Origin of the sequence: Bacillus sp. NPDC094064, assembly GCF_050279585.1 — a bacterium.
In the GTDB taxonomy this organism is placed as follows: Bacteria; Bacillota; Bacilli; order Bacillales; family Bacillaceae_G; genus Bacillus_A.
In genome coordinates, this window is record NZ_JBNNUI010000009.1 from 92,404 (window position 1) to 109,415 (window position 17,012).

General features: G+C 35.6%; 19 protein-coding genes, 1 pseudogene and 2 riboswitches. Of the genes and pseudogenes, 16 read left to right on the forward strand and 4 right to left on the reverse strand.

Features of this window, described 5'->3' with window-relative positions:
• Window positions 1-24: 24 nt before the first annotated feature.
• A riboswitch (SAM riboswitch) is annotated at window positions 25-134 on the reverse strand.
• A gap of 202 nt (window positions 135-336) precedes the next feature.
• Window positions 337-446, forward strand: a riboswitch (SAM riboswitch).
• A 70-nt stretch (window positions 447-516) separates the two neighbouring features.
• From ACQKNI_RS19865 to ACQKNI_RS19890, 6 genes are all read left to right on the forward strand, one after another.
• On the forward strand, window positions 517-2,349 hold the full coding sequence (locus ACQKNI_RS19865) for a bifunctional homocysteine S-methyltransferase/methylenetetrahydrofolate reductase (RefSeq protein WP_088230917.1): 1,833 nt from the start codon (window positions 517-519) through the stop codon (window positions 2,347-2,349).
• Window positions 2,349-5,747, forward strand: coding sequence for a methionine synthase (gene metH, locus ACQKNI_RS19870; RefSeq protein ID WP_427282663.1), 3,399 nt, complete (start codon window positions 2,349-2,351; stop codon window positions 5,745-5,747). The genes ACQKNI_RS19865 and metH overlap by 1 nt, the downstream gene beginning before the upstream one ends.
• 18 nt (window positions 5,748-5,765) lie before the next feature.
• Complete coding sequence (murG, locus tag ACQKNI_RS19875; protein WP_088230919.1) at window positions 5,766-6,824, forward strand: undecaprenyldiphospho-muramoylpentapeptide beta-N-acetylglucosaminyltransferase; 1,059 nt, start codon at window positions 5,766-5,768, stop codon at window positions 6,822-6,824.
• Between the two features lie 243 nt (window positions 6,825-7,067).
• Window positions 7,068-7,322: a DUF3966 domain-containing protein gene (locus tag ACQKNI_RS19880; RefSeq protein ID WP_088230920.1), complete on the forward strand. Its 255-nt coding sequence runs from the start codon at window positions 7,068-7,070 to the stop codon at window positions 7,320-7,322.
• 102 nt (window positions 7,323-7,424) lie between these two features.
• Complete coding sequence (locus tag ACQKNI_RS19885) at window positions 7,425-7,802, forward strand: nucleoside 2-deoxyribosyltransferase (RefSeq protein ID WP_088230921.1); 378 nt, start codon at window positions 7,425-7,427, stop codon at window positions 7,800-7,802.
• A gap of 77 nt (window positions 7,803-7,879) precedes the next feature.
• Window positions 7,880-8,368: a hypothetical protein gene (locus ACQKNI_RS19890; RefSeq protein WP_088230922.1), complete on the forward strand. Its 489-nt coding sequence runs from the start codon at window positions 7,880-7,882 to the stop codon at window positions 8,366-8,368.
• 32 nt (window positions 8,369-8,400) lie between these two features.
• Here ACQKNI_RS19890 and ACQKNI_RS19895 read toward each other — a convergent pair whose 3' ends face one another.
• Window positions 8,401-8,712, reverse strand: a complete 312-nt coding sequence (locus ACQKNI_RS19895; RefSeq protein WP_088230923.1) for a hypothetical protein — start codon at window positions 8,710-8,712, stop codon at window positions 8,401-8,403.
• A gap of 251 nt (window positions 8,713-8,963) precedes the next feature.
• On the opposite strand from ACQKNI_RS19895, the gene ACQKNI_RS19900 reads away from it, so the two are divergent.
• Together ACQKNI_RS19900 and ACQKNI_RS19905 are read left to right on the forward strand one after the other, a co-directional pair.
• Window positions 8,964-9,179, forward strand: a complete 216-nt coding sequence (locus tag ACQKNI_RS19900) for a DUF3912 family protein (protein ID WP_140417372.1) — start codon at window positions 8,964-8,966, stop codon at window positions 9,177-9,179.
• 69 nt (window positions 9,180-9,248) lie between these two features.
• Window positions 9,249-9,428: pseudogene (locus ACQKNI_RS19905) on the forward strand (hypothetical protein); the annotation flags it as partial.
• Between the two features lie 54 nt (window positions 9,429-9,482).
• Here the strand turns inward: ACQKNI_RS19905 and ACQKNI_RS19910 are convergent.
• The 3 genes from ACQKNI_RS19910 to ACQKNI_RS19920 all read right to left on the reverse strand — a co-directional run bounded on the left by ACQKNI_RS19910 (window position 9,483) and on the right by ACQKNI_RS19920 (window position 12,047).
• Window positions 9,483-10,877 (reverse strand): L-cystine transporter, encoded by a 1,395-nt coding sequence (locus tag ACQKNI_RS19910; RefSeq protein ID WP_088230925.1) that lies wholly within the window; start codon window positions 10,875-10,877, stop codon window positions 9,483-9,485.
• Between the two features lie 106 nt (window positions 10,878-10,983).
• Window positions 10,984-11,226, reverse strand: a complete 243-nt coding sequence (locus ACQKNI_RS19915) for a DUF2626 domain-containing protein (RefSeq protein ID WP_000440709.1) — start codon at window positions 11,224-11,226, stop codon at window positions 10,984-10,986.
• A 125-nt stretch (window positions 11,227-11,351) separates the two neighbouring features.
• Window positions 11,352-12,047 carry a helix-turn-helix transcriptional regulator gene (locus ACQKNI_RS19920; RefSeq protein WP_071713010.1) on the reverse strand — a complete coding sequence of 232 codons (696 nt, stop codon included), beginning with the start codon at window positions 12,045-12,047 and terminating at the stop codon, window positions 11,352-11,354.
• Window positions 12,048-12,252: 205 nt separating this feature from the next.
• On the opposite strand from ACQKNI_RS19920, the gene comGA reads away from it, so the two are divergent.
• From comGA to ACQKNI_RS19960, 8 genes are all read left to right on the forward strand, one after another.
• Window positions 12,253-13,296: a competence type IV pilus ATPase ComGA gene (comGA, locus tag ACQKNI_RS19925; protein ID WP_088230926.1), complete on the forward strand. Its 1,044-nt coding sequence runs from the start codon at window positions 12,253-12,255 to the stop codon at window positions 13,294-13,296.
• Window positions 13,289-14,320, forward strand: a complete 1,032-nt coding sequence (gene comGB, locus ACQKNI_RS19930) for a competence type IV pilus assembly protein ComGB (RefSeq protein WP_088230927.1) — start codon at window positions 13,289-13,291, stop codon at window positions 14,318-14,320. The genes comGA and comGB overlap by 8 nt, the downstream gene beginning before the upstream one ends.
• Before the next feature lie 11 nt (window positions 14,321-14,331).
• Window positions 14,332-14,631: a competence type IV pilus major pilin ComGC gene (comGC, locus tag ACQKNI_RS19935; RefSeq protein WP_088230928.1), complete on the forward strand. Its 300-nt coding sequence runs from the start codon at window positions 14,332-14,334 to the stop codon at window positions 14,629-14,631.
• Window positions 14,628-15,083 (forward strand): competence type IV pilus minor pilin ComGD, encoded by a 456-nt coding sequence (gene comGD / locus ACQKNI_RS19940; protein WP_088230929.1) that lies wholly within the window; start codon window positions 14,628-14,630, stop codon window positions 15,081-15,083. The genes comGC and comGD overlap by 4 nt, the downstream gene beginning before the upstream one ends.
• A complete protein-coding gene (comGE, locus tag ACQKNI_RS19945) occupies window positions 15,076-15,378 on the forward strand; it encodes a competence type IV pilus minor pilin ComGE (RefSeq protein ID WP_098252986.1) in 303 nt (100 codons plus the stop codon). Before comGD ends, comGE begins: the two co-directional genes overlap by 8 nt.
• Window positions 15,348-15,815 (forward strand): competence type IV pilus minor pilin ComGF, encoded by a 468-nt coding sequence (gene comGF / locus ACQKNI_RS19950; protein WP_088230930.1) that lies wholly within the window; start codon window positions 15,348-15,350, stop codon window positions 15,813-15,815. Before comGE ends, comGF begins: the two co-directional genes overlap by 31 nt.
• The gene (gene comGG, locus ACQKNI_RS19955) at window positions 15,812-16,183 is read left to right on the forward strand and encodes a competence type IV pilus minor pilin ComGG (protein WP_088230931.1); all 372 of its coding nucleotides are present in this window, start codon (window positions 15,812-15,814) and stop codon (window positions 16,181-16,183) included. Before comGF ends, comGG begins: the two co-directional genes overlap by 4 nt.
• A gap of 176 nt (window positions 16,184-16,359) precedes the next feature.
• Window positions 16,360-17,010 (forward strand): 2OG-Fe(II) oxygenase, encoded by a 651-nt coding sequence (locus ACQKNI_RS19960; protein ID WP_088230932.1) that lies wholly within the window; start codon window positions 16,360-16,362, stop codon window positions 17,008-17,010.
• Window positions 17,011-17,012 lie beyond the last annotated feature (2 nt).

Sequence of the window (17,012 nt, forward strand, 5' to 3'; positions counted from 1 at the left end):
GCTTTCGGTTTGAATAGAGTCTTCTTCTCATCTGTCAAATCTTTCACAATTTGCTGGAATTAGCACCTTATTAACAAGTGTTAATGGTTGCTGAGGCGTCATAGGGCCAGTCCCTCTACCTCTCTAGATAAGAATGTTTGTATGAAATTTTATTATGGATTTAACTTTACAACAAAAGATAATTGAATTGCAACTTTATTTTAAATAATTTTTATTTTTACGCAAGTATCATTGACTTTTGTATTTGTGCATGCTAAATTTATTAAAAAATTAACAAACATTGTTAAAAGGGGAACGTATTTCCTTTTAGCTACATAAATAAAATATATAGACAAACTCTTATTGAGAGCGGTGGAGGGAAAGGCCCTGTGAAACCCGGCAACCTTCAAACGAAATGTTTGAAACGGTGCTAATACCTGCAAAACGAATGTTTTGCATAATAAGAGGCGGAACAATTATGTCCCCCTCTTCACGGTGAAGAGGGGGTTTTTATATTGATAGAAATGAGGGAGATTCGTGAAATTACTAGATTTATTATCAAAAGGAATTGTAATAGGTGATGGTGCGGTTGGAACGTTATTGCATTCGCACGGTTTGCAAAGTAGTTTTGAAGAATTAAATGTATCTGATCCAGATTTAATTATATCGATTCATAAACAATATGTAGCTGCTGGAGCTGATGTAATTCAAACAAATACGTACGGAGCAAATGAAGCGAAATTACGTATGTATGGTTTAGAAAATCAAGTTACTGAAATTAATAGAGCGGCAGTAAAACTGGCGAAAGCATCTGTAACAGAAAGAAATGCAATTTTAGGAACAATTGGTGGTATGAAACATATCGGAGCTGTTACGACAACTGATATGGAGCGAGAATTTATGTTACTGGAACAGGCAAGTGCATTACTAGAAGAACAGGTTGATGGATTACTATTAGAGACTTTCTATGATGAGTTTGAATTACTTCATGCTGTTCAGGTGTTACGAAAACAAACGAATATTCCCATTGTAGCTCAATTAGCGTTACATGAGGCGGGTACGACTCAAAATGGAAATGATGTAAATGAAATATTAAAACAGCTTTTAGATTATGGGGCAAATGTCGTTGGATTGAATTGCCAACTAGGACCACTACATATGACAGAAGCCATGAAAATGATATCGATCCCTCAAAATGGCTACTTGTCAGCGTATCCGAATGCAGGACTCCCGAATTATGTGGAGGGGCGTTACGTATATGAGGGAAGCCCAGCTTATTTTGAAGCAATGGCACCGAAATTTATTGAGCAAGGTGTTCGGTTATTAGGTGGTTGTTGTGGTACGACTCCAGAACATATTGAATGTATGAAGCGTGCAACTCTAAATGTTACACCTGTAATAGAAAAGGACACGATTCAAAGACCAAAAGTAGTTCATACACACGAGAAGCGTTCGAAAGCCCACGTTACTTTAGCCGAGAAGGCAAAGAAACAAACGACAGTTGTAGTGGAATTAGATCCACCGAAAACGCTAGACACACAGCGATTTTTTGAAGGGGCAAGAGCACTGAAAAGAGCTGGAGCGGACGCTATTACTCTAGCAGATAATTCATTAGCATCACCTCGCGTTTCGAATATGGCGATGGGGGCATTATTAACGAAGCATGATATTCCAGTATTGACGCATTTAACGTGTAGAGACCATAACGTCATTGGACTACAATCTCACTTACTAGGTTTATCGGCGTTAGGTATGGAAGAAGTGTTAGCTTTAACTGGTGATCCAGCACGCGTTGGTGATTTTCCAGGTGCCACTTCTGTATATGATTTGTCCTCTATTGAGCTCATTAAAATGATTAAAGAAATGAACGATGGACGTTCTATTTTAGGGAAATCAATTGGTCCAGCAACAAGGTTCTCGGTCGGAGGAGCGTTTAATCCGCATGTTCGGCATTTAAAAGCGGCAGTAAAACGAATGGAACGAAAAATAGATGCTGGAGCAGAATACTTTTTAACGCAGCCGATTTATGATGTTGCTTTAATTAAAGAAGTATATGAAGCGACAAAGCATTTGGAACAACCTATTTTTATTGGGATTATGCCGTTAATAAGTAAACGGAATGCAGACTTTCTTCATTTTGAGGTGCCAGGTATTAATCTACCTGAAGCAATAAGGGAGAGAATGGATGGACATGAAACGAAAGAGGCAGCAATTGAGGAAGGGATTCACATTTCGCAAGAATTGATCGATGCGGCGATGAAATATTTTAATGGTATTTATCTTATTACACCATTTCTAAAATATGAAATTACAGAACATCTCGTTAAATATGTGAGAGAAAAGCAAGAAGTGAAAGAAGGTATTAATTGATGAAGTGTATAGAAGAAAAATTAAAAAATAACATCTTAATATTAGATGGTGCAATGGGGACAATGATCCAACAAGAGGACTTAACTGCGGAAGATTTCGGGGGAGAAGAGTACGAGGGTTGTAATGAATATTTAGTAGAAACAAGACCAGATGTCATTTTAAAAATTCATAAAGCTTATATTGAAGCTGGAGCAGATATTATTGAAACAAATACATTTGGTGCTACGAATATCGTATTGAGTGATTATGATTTGTCTCATTTAGATGAAAAACTAAATGAAAAAGCGACACTCTTGGCGAAGCAAGCTGTTACAGAAAGCGGAAAGGAAGTATATGTTGCAGGTGCGATGGGACCGACAACAAAAGCAATTAGTGTTACAGGAGGAGTTACGTTTGAAGAACTAACTGAAGCTTATACAAGGCAGGCGAGAGGATTATTAAGAGGCGGAGTTGATGTGTTACTCGTTGAGACAAGTCAAGATATGCGTAACGTGAAGGCAGCTTATATTGGAATTCAAGCCGCTTTTGAAGAACTGAAAAAAACAGTTCCTATTATGATTTCAGGAACGATTGAGCCGATGGGAACGACTTTGGCAGGGCAAACAATCGAAGCTTTTTATTTATCGGTAGAGCATATGAAGCCGTTATCGGTTGGGTTAAACTGTGCGACTGGTCCGGAGTTTATGAGGGAACATATTCGTTCACTATCTGATTTATCGGAGTGTTACATTTCTTGTTATCCAAATGCAGGTCTTCCTGATGAAGATGGGCATTATCATGAATCTCCTTCTTCTCTCGCTGAAAAAGTGAAGCGCTTTGCTGAAGAAGGATGGGTGAATATTATCGGTGGTTGTTGTGGTACAACGCCAGAACATATAAAAGTAATGAAATCCGCGCTAGCATCTCTTAAGCCACGTGAGCACCACGAACGAGAAGGACATGGGATTAGTGGGTTAGAGGCATTGCAATATGATGATTCAATGAGACCGTTATTTGTTGGTGAAAGAACAAACGTTATTGGATCACGTAAATTTAAACGATTAGTAGCAGAAGGGAAATTTGAAGAGGCTGCTGAAGTGGCAAGAGCGCAAGTGAAGAAAAATGCTCATATTATTGATATTTGTATGGCTGACCCGGACCGCGATGAAATAGAAGATATGGAAAACTTCTTGGCAGAAGTTACGAAAGTGTTAAAAGTACCGATTATGATTGACTCAACAGATGAAAATGTGATGGAGCGAGCTCTTACGTATATTCAAGGAAAAGCGGTTATTAATTCCATTAATTTAGAAGATGGTGAAGAACGATTTAAAAAAGTGACACCTCTTCTTCAAAAATACGGTGCCGCTATCGTTGTAGGAACAATTGATGAAGATGGTATGGCTGTAAGTGCAGAAAAAAAGATAGAAATTGCGAAAAGAAGCTATGAATTACTTACGAAGAAGTATGGTATACGTCCGTCTGATATTATTTTTGATGCGCTCGTGTTTCCTGTAGGGACAGGTGATGAGGAATATATCGGTTCAGCGGCAGCGACGATAGAAGGAATTCGCCTTATTAAAGAAGCGTTACCAGAATGTTTAACAATTTTAGGTGTGAGTAACATATCGTTTGGTCTACCACCAGCTGGACGTGAAGTTTTAAATTCTGTCTTTTTATATCATGCAACGAAAGCAGGATTAGATTACGCGATTGTGAATACGGAAAAATTGGAACGATATGCGTCAATTCCAGAGGAAGAAAAACGTCTTGCAGATGCATTACTTTTTGAAACGACGCAAGAGACGTTAGAAGAATTTACAAATTTCTATCGCGCGGCAAAAAAGAAAGATGTCGTTGTGCAAGAAACGTTAACTCTCGATGAGCGACTAGCAAATTATATTGTAGAAGGTACGAAACAAGGGTTACACGAGGATTTAAGTCTTGCTCTTGAAGAAGGCAGGAAACCTCTTGATATTATTAATGGTCCGCTTATGACAGGAATGGATGAGGTGGGACGATTATTTAATAATAATGAGCTTATCGTTGCTGAAGTATTGCAAAGTGCTGAAAGTATGAAAGCTGCCGTAAGTTATTTAGAGCCACATATGGAATCTAGCGATAGTGCGAAAAAAGGGAAAGTATTATTAGCAACTGTAAAAGGTGATGTGCATGATATCGGGAAAAATCTTGTTGAAATTATTTTAGCGAATAACGGATATGAGATTATTAATTTAGGAATCAATGTTCGTTCGGATCGAATTGTTCAAGAAGTACAAGAAAAGAAGCCTGATATTATTGGTCTTTCTGGGTTATTAGTAAAATCAGCGCAACAAATGGTAACGACGGCTGAAGATTTAAAAGCGGCAAATATTGATATTCCAATCGTTGTAGGCGGGGCAGCGTTAACGAGAAAATTTACAGATAATCGCATTTCGCCATCCTATAAAGGACTCGTATGTTATGCGAGTGATGCGATGACCGGGCTTGATATTATTAATAGGCTTCAAAAAGAAGAAGAGCGTGAGAAGATGAAGCAGGATAAAAAAGAACGTCATCTTCATATCGTAACAAAAGAAGAGAAGAAAGTAGAAATTCCAGTAGTAATTGAGCCGTTACCAAAATCAGAGGTTATCGTGCCGGATTCAACAAAACGAATTGTATTACGAGATGTTCCTGCCCTCCATCTCGCACCGTTTTTAAATAGACAAATGCTACTTGGACATCATCTTGGATTAAAAGGAAATGTGAAGAAGCTTTTGAAAGAAGGGGATAAAAGAGCGCATGAATTAAATGATTTAATAGACGAGTTATTAGTAGAAGGACAATCTTGGTTAAAACCGAAAGCGGTGTATCAATTTTTCCCAGCGCAAAGCGACGGACAAAACATTGTAATATATGATCCGGAAGATCATACGCGTATTATCGAGCGTTTTACATTCCCAAGGCAAGGAAAAGCACCATACCGTACTTTAGGTGATTATTTACGCCCAGTTGGAGATGAGATGGACTATGTTGCTTTCTTATCTGTTACTGTTGGGGAAGGCGTTCGGGACATTGCTGAAGAGTGGAAAGCGAAAGGTGATTATTTACGTAGTCATGCTATTCAATCGTTGGCGCTTGAATTAGCAGAAGGGCTCGCGGAAAAAACACATATGCTCATCCGTGACCGCTGGGGAATTCCGGACTCACCGGAACTGACGATGGAAGAACGTTTCCGCACGAAGTATAGAGGAATACGCGTTTCATTTGGTTATCCAGCATGTCCAGAACTTGCGGATCAAGAAAAGTTATTTCGTCTCATTCATCCAGAAGAAATAGGTATTTCATTAACGGAAGGATTTATGATGGAGCCAGAAGCGTCTGTAACGGCTATGGTATTTTCTCACCCTGAGGCAAGATATTTTAGTGTATTATAGTGTAGAAGGGGGAGACGTATGAAGAAAATAGTCTTTACAGGTGGCGGTTCAGCCGGGCATGTAACACCTAATTTAGCCATTATCCCGCACTTACAAGAACAGAATTGGGATATCTCTTATATCGGTTCTCATCAAGGAATTGAGAAAACGATTATAGAAAAGGAAGGCATTCCGTACTATAGTATTGCAAGCGGAAAGCTACGCCGTTATTTTGATTTGAAAAATATAAAAGATCCTTTTCTTGTAATGAAGGGTGTTATGGATGCGTATGTAAGGATTCGAAAACTAAAACCGGATGTGATTTTTTCAAAAGGTGGTTTCGTATCTGTACCAGTCGTAATTGGAGGATGGTTAAATAAAGTTCCTGTTTTATTACATGAATCTGATATGACGCCAGGACTAGCAAACAAAATTGCGCTCCGTTTTGCTTCGAAAATATTTGTTACATTTGAAGAAGCTGCGAAACATTTACCGAAAGAAAAAGTAATTTATACAGGGTCTCCTGTACGTGAAGAAGTGCTAAAGGGAAATCGTGAAAAAGGTTTAGCATTTTTAGGTTTTTCACGTAAAAAGCCAGTTATTACAATCATGGGAGGAAGTTTGGGCGCGAAGAAAATTAATGAAACGGTTCGAGAAGCGTTACCAGAACTTCTGAAAAAGTATCAAATTGTTCATCTTTGTGGAAAAGGTAATCTTGATGAAAGTTTACAAAATAAAGAAGGATATAAACAATTTGAATATGTACATGGGGAGTTACCCGATGTATTAGCGACAACAGATTTTGTTATTTCACGTGCGGGGTCCAATGCCATTTTTGAGTTTTTAACATTACAAAAGCCTATGGTTTTAATTCCATTATCGAAATTTGCAAGCCGCGGAGATCAAATACTAAATGCAGAGTCTTTTGAAAGACAAGGATATGCTTCAGTATTGTATGAAGAAGATGTGACTGTGAAATCTCTTATAAAGCATGTCGAAGAATTAAATCAAAATAATGAGAAGTATAAAACAGCACTAAAAAAATATAATGGAAAAGAAGCAATTAAAACAATCATTCAACATATTTCAGAGGCATGATGAAACAATCATGTCTTTTTTTATAGGATGAAAGATTCCAAGAATTGATATTTTTATGTTACAATAAAGTGAAACTTTAATCAGTGGGGGGGCATCCCTCCACTGATTATGAGCCCTCACCAATCGGGCTTTTACGGGCGCCCGCTCCCCTACTAACCTCTTTGATTTCGCTGAATGTTGAGGGGGATCTTACTGCCCGGCAAATAGCGGGATAACAAATGGTTAATAGGGAAATTCCAATTAATGAAGCGGGAAAATACGAATGGATTAGGAGTGACTGTGTTGGAGCTAAGTCTCTATGAAAATACTGCACTTATTATATGCTTTGCGTTGTACGTTGGTAGTGTTATTGTATATATTTCAAGGAAATTTTCGCAAGAGCGAGAACTTGAAAAATCAGAAATAACGGCTGAACTAGAAATGTTAGCTGATGAAAGTTATAAAAAGAAAAAAATAAAAGAAGACCATGAAGCATCCCATCATTTAAACGCAAAATAAGTTTTAAAGATGGGGATTTTTTTTGAAGTCGTTCTTTATTGTGCCTATAACAAATAACGCTAAAACGGAGTTTCCCCATACATAATTAAGGAGTTTATATAAATGGATTTTTATATCGCCTCAGGATTCCAAAATAAACATCTTGTACGTTCTATAGCAAATGAACTGAAAAATACAGGATGGCATCATACATATGATTGGACAAAAAATGAAAGAGCAGTGAATCCAGACCAATTAAGAGAAATTGGTCTGGCAGAAAAGAATGCTATTAAAGAAGCAGATGTATTTTTACTTATATTAGATGGTGGAAATGGGAGCCATACAGAGTTTGGAATGGCGATTGCGTTAGAGAAAAAGATATACCTTTATCATGAAGGGAACTCGCTTCAAACAACGTTTTATCATTTGCCCGAAGTAAATGTTTTTGAAGGAGATGTAGCGGAGTTTGCATCTTATGTTATAAATCATATGGAACAATAGTAATTACCTACAAGGTTATAAAAGTAATCTTTTGGGTACAGTGATGATAAGAAACGTATATAAAGGAGTTACATAATATGAAATTAGAAAATGGATGGGAAACGAGTTTTTTAGAAGTTGTACAGAAGAGTGAATTTAAGAAAGATGCGCTTCTTAGCCAATTGCTTTTTGCAGATAGTGAAGAAGTAGAAGAGCTTGTTGATGATTACGGATATGAAGAGATTATTGAACGCGAGCATGATGATGAATTAGCAGAAGTTTTAGGTGAAGAACTGTTTAGTGAGATGGAGCGATACGTATTCTTATCTTCACAACAAGAAGAGAAACTCATTTCATTCGTAAATGGGTTAGGTTTTCATGTACTAGATTGGATTGTACTTCTTGAAACCGAATTTGGTATTGATAGTGCAAACTTTACATCGGATGCAGTGAAAATGTTAGAAAAACGTTTTAGACAATTTCCATATATAGAAGAGAAGACAATTTTTGATATGACGTTTGGAGAAGCAATGGATGTATTAGAATCTATTACAGGATTACAACTGAAGGAAAAGATGAACGGATAATGAAAAAGAACGTGAGATATCACGTTCTTTTTTTACATTATAATAATTTTGTCATCTAATTTTGTTTGCCCGCTAAGAAGTGCGTTTAAATATTCCACTTTTCTTATACAAGCCTGTATATGTCTTTCAACCTCTTGTAACTCTGCTTGGTGATGTGTTTCAATTGGATGAATTTGTACGTTGAATTTTTCAAATTGACTACTATATGTTATTTCAGCATAGCCGCTCATAATATCAGTTTCGTTGTGAAATAAAAATCGTTTCGTTTCTTCACAGAATGATACACTTTGAAAGCCATATACTTTTAATGCTTCAATTACTTTTTTTATAATTTTTGTATTCATTTTTATCCCTCTTTACGAAGTTCTACTTTTATATTATAACATAAAAAATTACACAGAAAGCGCTTCCAAGTGTATTTTATTATAATTTTTACGTATTAATCATAATAATGAAACAAAGAAAAAATAATTGTAATGAAGAGAGGATTCTTTTATTGTTCTGTCATATATATAGAGAAATAGTGCAATGAAAGGAAATTTTCCGAAGGTGATTTCGTATTTCCAATTTGAGCGCAATAAAAGAGGTGAGAATCTTGAACTTTGATATTGTAGGACAAAAAGCATATATAAAAGATGGGCCGCATCGGAACCGAATTGGAATTGTAAGGAAAAACGAAGAGCAATTAAAATCACACTTTGTTATTGTAATTGGAGAACAAAGTATTGACGTGGAGCTAAAGGATATCGTGTTAGTTGGAGTAGACGTAGGACAATTTCATAAATGGTGCGAACAAAATGGTTATTTGTGAAAAGGACGGGCTGTGAGGTAATGAAATATATTTGAGAAAAGAGAATATGTTATTGTATTCTCTTTTTCTATGTGTAAGGAGATGGAAATGAAGTATAAAGAACGAGAGTTTACATTGGAATTGAAAGAGAAAATTCAATGTATGGAAAAGGAAATAGCGCGAATATCATTTAAACTTTTTGGAGAGTATTCATATTTGTATATAGAGAAAAATACAGAATTAGATATGGGACTTGTTAAAGATCAAGAGGAAGATGGAAAGAAATAAAAAGGACGCTAACATTTTTTGTTAGCGTCCTTTTTATTATGAAGCAATTTCACCAGTTTTTGTATCATCTTGATTGTACGTATCTTGATCTAATTCACCAAGCCATTTACTAGAAATAAGACCTGCTGTCATAGAACCACTTACGTTAAGAGCTGTACGCCCCATATCGATTAATGGCTCAACTGAGATAACAAGAGCGACAATACCGATTGGTAAGTTCATTGTAGATAGTACGATTAACGCTGCGAAAGTTGCGCCGCCACCAACGCCGGCAACACCGAATGAGCTAATCGCAACGACAGCGATTAAAGTTAAAATAAATTGTGGTTGTAACGGATCAATTCCTACAGTTGGAGCAACCATCATTGCAAGCATTGCTGGGTAAATACCTGCGCAACCATTTTGACCGATAGATACTCCGAATGAAGCTGCGAAGTTAGCGATTCCTTCAGAAATACCAAGTTTTTCTTTTTGAGCTTCAATATTTAATGGCATTGTACCAGCGCTAGAGCGCGATGTGAATGCAAATGTTAATACAGGGAACACCTTTTTCAAATATTGAATTGGATTTAAACCAGATAGAGTGATTAATAATAAGTGAATAACGAACATTACGATAAGTGCTACATAAGACGCTAATACGAAGTTACCAAGTTTTAAAATAGCATTTATATCACTACCGGCAACTGTTTTTGCCATAAGAGCTAATACGCCGTATGGAGTAAGGCGTAAAATTAATGTTACCATACGCATTACGATTGCATATACAGCATCAAGCATCTTCTTAAATAGCTCTGCTTGTTCTGGATATTTCCGTTTTACACCTATAAAGGCGATACCGATAAAGGCCGCAAATATTACAACTGAAATTGTTGATGTAGGACGAGCACCTGTTAAATCAAGAAATGGATTTGTAGGTAACAGTTCTAATAATTTATCTGGAATTGTTGTCTTTTCAATTGAAGTAAATCTTTCTTCAACTAATTTCAGACGAGCAGATTCTGCATCACCTTGTTGTAATCCTGTTGCTGATACATCAAATCCTGCACTTGCAGCGATGCCGACAGCTGCGGCAATTCCTGTAGTAAGAATTAAAATTCCGATAATAAGACCACTGATTTTCCCAAGATTTTTCGTTAACTGTAATTTTGTAAAAGCTGAAATAATTGATACTAAAATAAGTGGCATAACAATCATTTGAAGTAATTTCACATAACCGTTACCGATTAAGCCAAACCACGTATTTGATTCAATAATTACTTTAGAAGTAGGCTCATAAATAAATTGTAATATAAGACCGAATATAATTCCGACTCCTAAAGCGGTAAATACGCGTTTATTAAAAGATACATGCTTACGTTGCATATAATACAATACGCCGACTAAAATGAGCATGACTGCAACGTTAATTCCAACAAGCAGTGTATTCATGTTAATTCCCCCTAATTCCAATCTGTTATATAGAATATAAGGTAATAAAACCTATAAGTCAACTAGGAAATTGCGGAATTAAAAAAAGATGGCAAAATGCCATCTTTTAATGTCCAGCTCCAGGGACGAGTAAAAACGTCGTGTAGTATGTAAATCCAATGAAGAAAACGGTTAAATATGCCCCGAATACGTATATATACATACGCTCTGTTAATTTTAAATAACTTAAAAGTACGAAGAAACCTGTTTGTCCTAAAAATAGTAGTGCGGTCGGGTGCATATCCCCTACGTAAAACATAACCGAGAAAATTCCAGTCCAAAAGCCGAGAACGCGAAACATGCGCTCCATGCAATCTCCCTCCTTTTCTAGAAAAAGTAAAACCTCTCTTCATTATAGTTTATTTTTCTTACTATTGTAAATATTCGTTCATATAAAAAAAAGCCAATTTCACTGGCTTCTTTTTTATATGAGATTTAAATAGACATTTTATAATTACAAGATTTACATCCATCTAGTAAACTATCGTGCCGAGTTAATTCCATGTTAGGGAATAGGATTTCAAAAATCCCTTTCATCATATCTCCATGCATATTACAAATTTCAGTTGGGTGATGAACGGCAACTTCTTTAAATGGACAATTGTGTACATCATAGAAAATTGTTGTTCCATCTGGACTTAATTCAAATGCAGGGGATAAGCCAGCTGTTGAGAATGCTTCTTTTGCGATTTGAACTTTGTGTTCTACAGTTAAAGCATCTTCACTCACATTTAAACGCTGCATATGTTGTTGCATTAATTCCATTCCGAATTGTTTGCCTGTTTCGTATAGCGCTTTTTCACCAGCAGCTCCAAGGCTAAGTAGCGAATTGAAAGCTATTTTTGCTAATAATTGATAATCACGGAATGGAAATTGTAACTGGATAACATCTTCAGACAATACATATAATCTGCTTGGTCTTCCGCCTTTACCAGTTTTTTTTGTTTCTGATTTTAGCATATGAACATCTTCTAATTTAGATAAATGTAAACGTGCTACGTTCGGATGAATTTCAAACTCATCTGCAATTTCTTGTACTGTTACGTAACTATGTTTTTGAGAAATATATTTATAAATATAATAACGAGTTGGGTCAGATAATACGCCTGTAATTTTTAAAGCTTGTTCCATGAGGATCTCCACCTTTATCACTTTATCCAAGATAATAACATTATAATACAGATAAACATGCGTATAGGTAATTTCAGACAATAATTCAGAAATTGTTCATAATTTCACAAACATATTTTTCCTTTTTGCTCTATTGAAAATACAAAAGTACCAATTTTTCTTGCGTGATGTTTCATGCTATATACATAGTGAGGAGGGAAAAGTGATGAATGGGATTGAAAATTTTGCGAATGTGATTTTGAAGGAAGCATGTAGGGTACAAGCATCGGATTTACATATTGTGCCCCGGCAGAAGGATGTAGTGATTCAACTGCGCATAGGAAAAGATTTAATGACGAGACAGTGTATCGAAAAGGAATTTGGAGAAAAACTTGTTTCGCACTTTAAGTTTTTAGCATCCATGGATATAGGGGAGAGGCGGAAGCCACAAAATGGTTCATTGTATTTACAAATTGATGGCCAAGAAGCATATTTACGCCTTTCTACACTCCCAACAGTATATCAAGAAAGTCTCGTTATTCGTCTTCATTTACAAGCATCTGTTCAGCCATTATCTCATCTTTCGTTATTTCCAAGTACAGTTAAAAAACTACTCTCTTTCTTACATTATTCTCACGGATTACTCGTATTTACTGGGCCAACAGGTTCTGGGAAAACAACAACAATGTATGCATTATTAGAGGTAATTCGAAAAAAGAAAACACGCCGCATTGTTACACTAGAAGATCCAGTTGAAAAGAGAAATGACGATTTATTACAAATTCAAATTAATGAAAAAGCAGGTATCACATATGAGGCTGGGCTAAAGGCAATCTTACGCCATGATCCAGATGTTATTTTAGTGGGGGAAATCCGTGATGAAGAAACAGCAAAAATAGCTATAAGAGCAAGTCTGACTGGGCATTTAGTAATGACGACATTGCATACTAATGATACGAAAGGAGCGATACTGAGGTTTATGGATTATGGCATCACAAGGCAAGAGATTGAACAATCTTTATTGGCTGTAGCTGCACAACGACTTGTTGAATTGAAATGTCCATTTTGCAAAGGGAAGTGCTCAACTGTATGTAAATCAATGAGGAAAGTCAGACAAGCGAGCATTTATGAGTTGTTATATGGACATGAGTTACAACAAGCGATTAAAGGAGCGAGCGGAGAAAGTGTTATGTATAAGCATGAAACAATAGAATCTTCAATACGAAAAGGGTACGCTTTAGGGTTTTTAGAAGAAGATGTTTATGTTTAAGAAAACGTGGCGTTTAAGTGATCAAGTAGTATTGTTGAAAAGGTTAGGCGAATTATTAGAAAAAGGATATTCTCTTTTACAGGCATTAGAATTTTTGCGATTTCAATTCCCTTTAGAAAAGAAAGTGCAATTGCAGCATATGATTGAGGGATTAAAAGGTGGAAAAAGTCTGCATGATTCTTTTCATCAATTAATGTTTCATCAGGAGATGTTAAGCTATTTATTTTATGCCGAGCAACATGGTGATATTTCTTTTGCGTTGCAACAAGGGAGTGCACTGCTTTATAAGAAGGATAAGTATAGGAAAGATATGATGAAAATAATGCAGTATCCAATGTTTTTAGCATTTTTTTTAATAATCATGCTTATTGTGTTTAATCGCATCTTATTACCACAAGTTGAAATGGTTTATAGTGCGTTTAGTTCTACAGTTCCGCTACTTACAGAACAAATTTTAAGTGCGATTAAACTACTACCTTACATGATTATTAGCATCATTTTTATTGTTATTATCGGATGTAGTTTATATGTGTTTTATTTTCGGAAACTACCACATATGAAGCAGGTAAAAATCATGCTTCGTATACCCCTCATAAAAACATTTCTTATTTTAAAGCATTCGCATTATTTCTCCACCCAATTGAGTGGATTATTGCATGGTGGGCTATCCGTACTAGAAGCTTTAACGATAATGATGGAACAAAAGTATAATCCGTTCTTTCAGTATGAAGCGAGCCGAATTGAAAGGCAATTAATTGCAGGAGAACCGTTACAATCTATTATTGCTAAAAGTGGGCATTATGAGAAAGAACTTTCGTATATTATTACGCATGGACAAGCAAACGGCAATTTAGCAATTGAATTAGGTGACTATAGCGACCTTATTATAGAAAAGGTCGAACAAAAAATTAAACGTATATTAGTTATCGTTCAACCAATTTTGTTTACATGTATTGGTGGAATAGTTGTTCTTATGTATTTAGCAATGATGATGCCGATGTTTCAAATGATGAGTTCTATTTAGGAGGCATTTATATGCAGAATGAAGAAGGATTTACTCTCTTAGAAATGCTATTAGTTATGGTTGTTATCACTGTATTATTACTATTAATTATTCCGAATGTAGTTACACAGCGTGAATCGGTCCAAGAAAAAGGGTGTACGGCCTACGTGAAATCGATAGAAGCACAAATACAAGTATATCAATTGCAACATAATAAAATTCCGTCGTTAAAAGAATTAACAGATGGAAAATATATTACAGATGATAAGTGTACAAATGGTAAATCCATTCGTATTTTAGAAAATGGCACAGTATCAATTGGGACATCGTGAAACAAAAAGGATTTACTCTCTTAGAAATGCTGCTCGTACTATTTTCAATCTCTGTACTAAGTATGATTACGTATTTAAATGTTCATTCATTATATGAAAGACAAAAAATTGAACAATTTTTGAGACAGTTTTCGAATGACATATTATACATGCAGCAATTAGCGATAAACCGTCAAAAACACTATACATTACGATGGCATAAAGAGAGAAATATGTATTATATAGGGGAATCAGGCTCGACTCAATTTATTATCAAGAGAGAATATGACAATGATATACAAATGGATTTGCATACGTTTCCAAATCCAATGACATATAATCCGAGTGGGAATATTAATAGAGGTGGTACGATTTTGCTTTCGTATCGAAATTATAAATATGAAATTGTATTTCAGCTTGGAAGAGGGAGATTTACGTATCGTGAAATGTCAAAAAGGGTCAGTAATGGCTGAAATGCTCGTGGCGTTAAGTTTATTAATGATGGCGGTATCGTTACTACTACCGCAAACAGTATTGGTTATGCAAGAAAGAAAAAATATACAAATTCGCTATAAGGCATTTGTATTATTAAAAAATGAAGCGGCTTTATATATGTACGAGAACGAAGAAAAGCGAATGAAGGAAAAGGTCATAAACGGAATTGTATATTACACATATTGGGGAGGAAAGGAAGTTTGTGTTATGTGGAAAGATGTGAAAAAAAGAACGATGGAACAATGCTTTTATGTAGGCGAAAAAACAAATTAGAGGCAGGCTTTACATTATTAGAAATGATCGTATGTTTGTTTCTTGTATCGATGTTCTTTTTGCTTTTGCCACGCCTTCACTTTATAGGGCTGGAAAATTCACAAAAAGGATTAAGTGATTGGGAGTGGGATGTGTTTATAGGTCAAGTACAATTGGAGTTTCGTGGAGTATCATTTGGAGAACATATGGTTTTTGATAATAGAGATAGTATTTTACGCTTCCGGTTGCGTGATGGGGAGGAAGTGACGTATGAAAAAATAAATAGTCAGCTTATAAGGAAAGTAAATATGCGTGGAAGGGAAGTTGTATTGCAAAAGGTTGGAATGATTTCGTACAAATTAACCCCTCACTTGTTATTCATATATATGGAAGATGTTAGCGGAAAAATACATGAAGGTGTGGCTGTAAGATATAGTGTAATGAGAATGGAAACATGAGAAACCAAGAGGGATTTACAATGCCAGGAACAATTATTTTTCTTGTTTTCTTAACTTCTTTTTTTGTGTACGAAACGAATATGTTACTTACAGATAAAAATTTTTATATCGAAATAGAGCAAAAGTTTTTGGTGGAGGAACTAATGAATCGAGCCATTGCAGATATAAAAGTCGACTTACAGGAAACAGAACGAGATGGTACATTTTTATTTCAATATGAAAAGGGAGAAGCGAGTGGGAAATACCGCTTTGAAAGTGATACGGTTCTCATTTCTTTACAGTGCGAAACAAAACAAAAAACTTTCTATATGGTAAGCTTTTTGTATAGAAAAAAAGATGAGAAAATATTTGATTGGATAGAAGGATGATAGGTGAAATGTGTTAATTAAAACCAATGATTCCTATTGTGAAAGGCGTCAACTTCTTTGTATAAATGGGTAAATATAACGATTGAAAGTTTAAATTTTCTCAAAAAAGAGAAAGGTAGAAAGAATATGATATATTCATGCTATCCAATCATTATTTTTTTAGGGAGAATCGGGAAATGACAAACAATAATCAACTAGGTGAAAATAAGGAACAAACTATTTTTGATCATACAGGAAATGCAATTATGACGGAAGATAGGGAAATACACATTATTTCAAAATTCGAAGAGCCTCTTATTGTCGTGTTAGGAAATGTATTAAGTGATGAAGAGTGTGACGAATTAATCGAATTGTCTAAAAGTAAGTTAGCGCGTTCTAAAGTTGGTTCATCACGTGATGTAAATGATATTCGAACGAGTAAAGGTGCATTTTTGGACGATAATGAACTTACTGTGAAGATTGAAAAACGAATTTCATCTATCATGAATGTTCCTGCGTCGCATGGAGAAGGATTGCACATTTTAAATTATGAAGTGGATCAACAATATAAAGCACATTATGATTATTTTGCAGAACATAGTAGATCAGCTGCTAATAATCGTATTAGTACGCTTGTAATGTACTTAAATGATGTAGAAGAGGGCGGAGAAACATTCTTTCCGAAATTAAATCTTTCTGTGAACCCTAGAAAGGGAATGGCTGTATATTTTGAGTATTTTTATCAAGACCAATCACTAAATGAGCTTACGTTACATGGGGGAGCACCTGTAACGAAAGGTGAGAAATGGATTGCAACGCAGTGGGTGAGAAGAGGTACTTATAAGTAAAA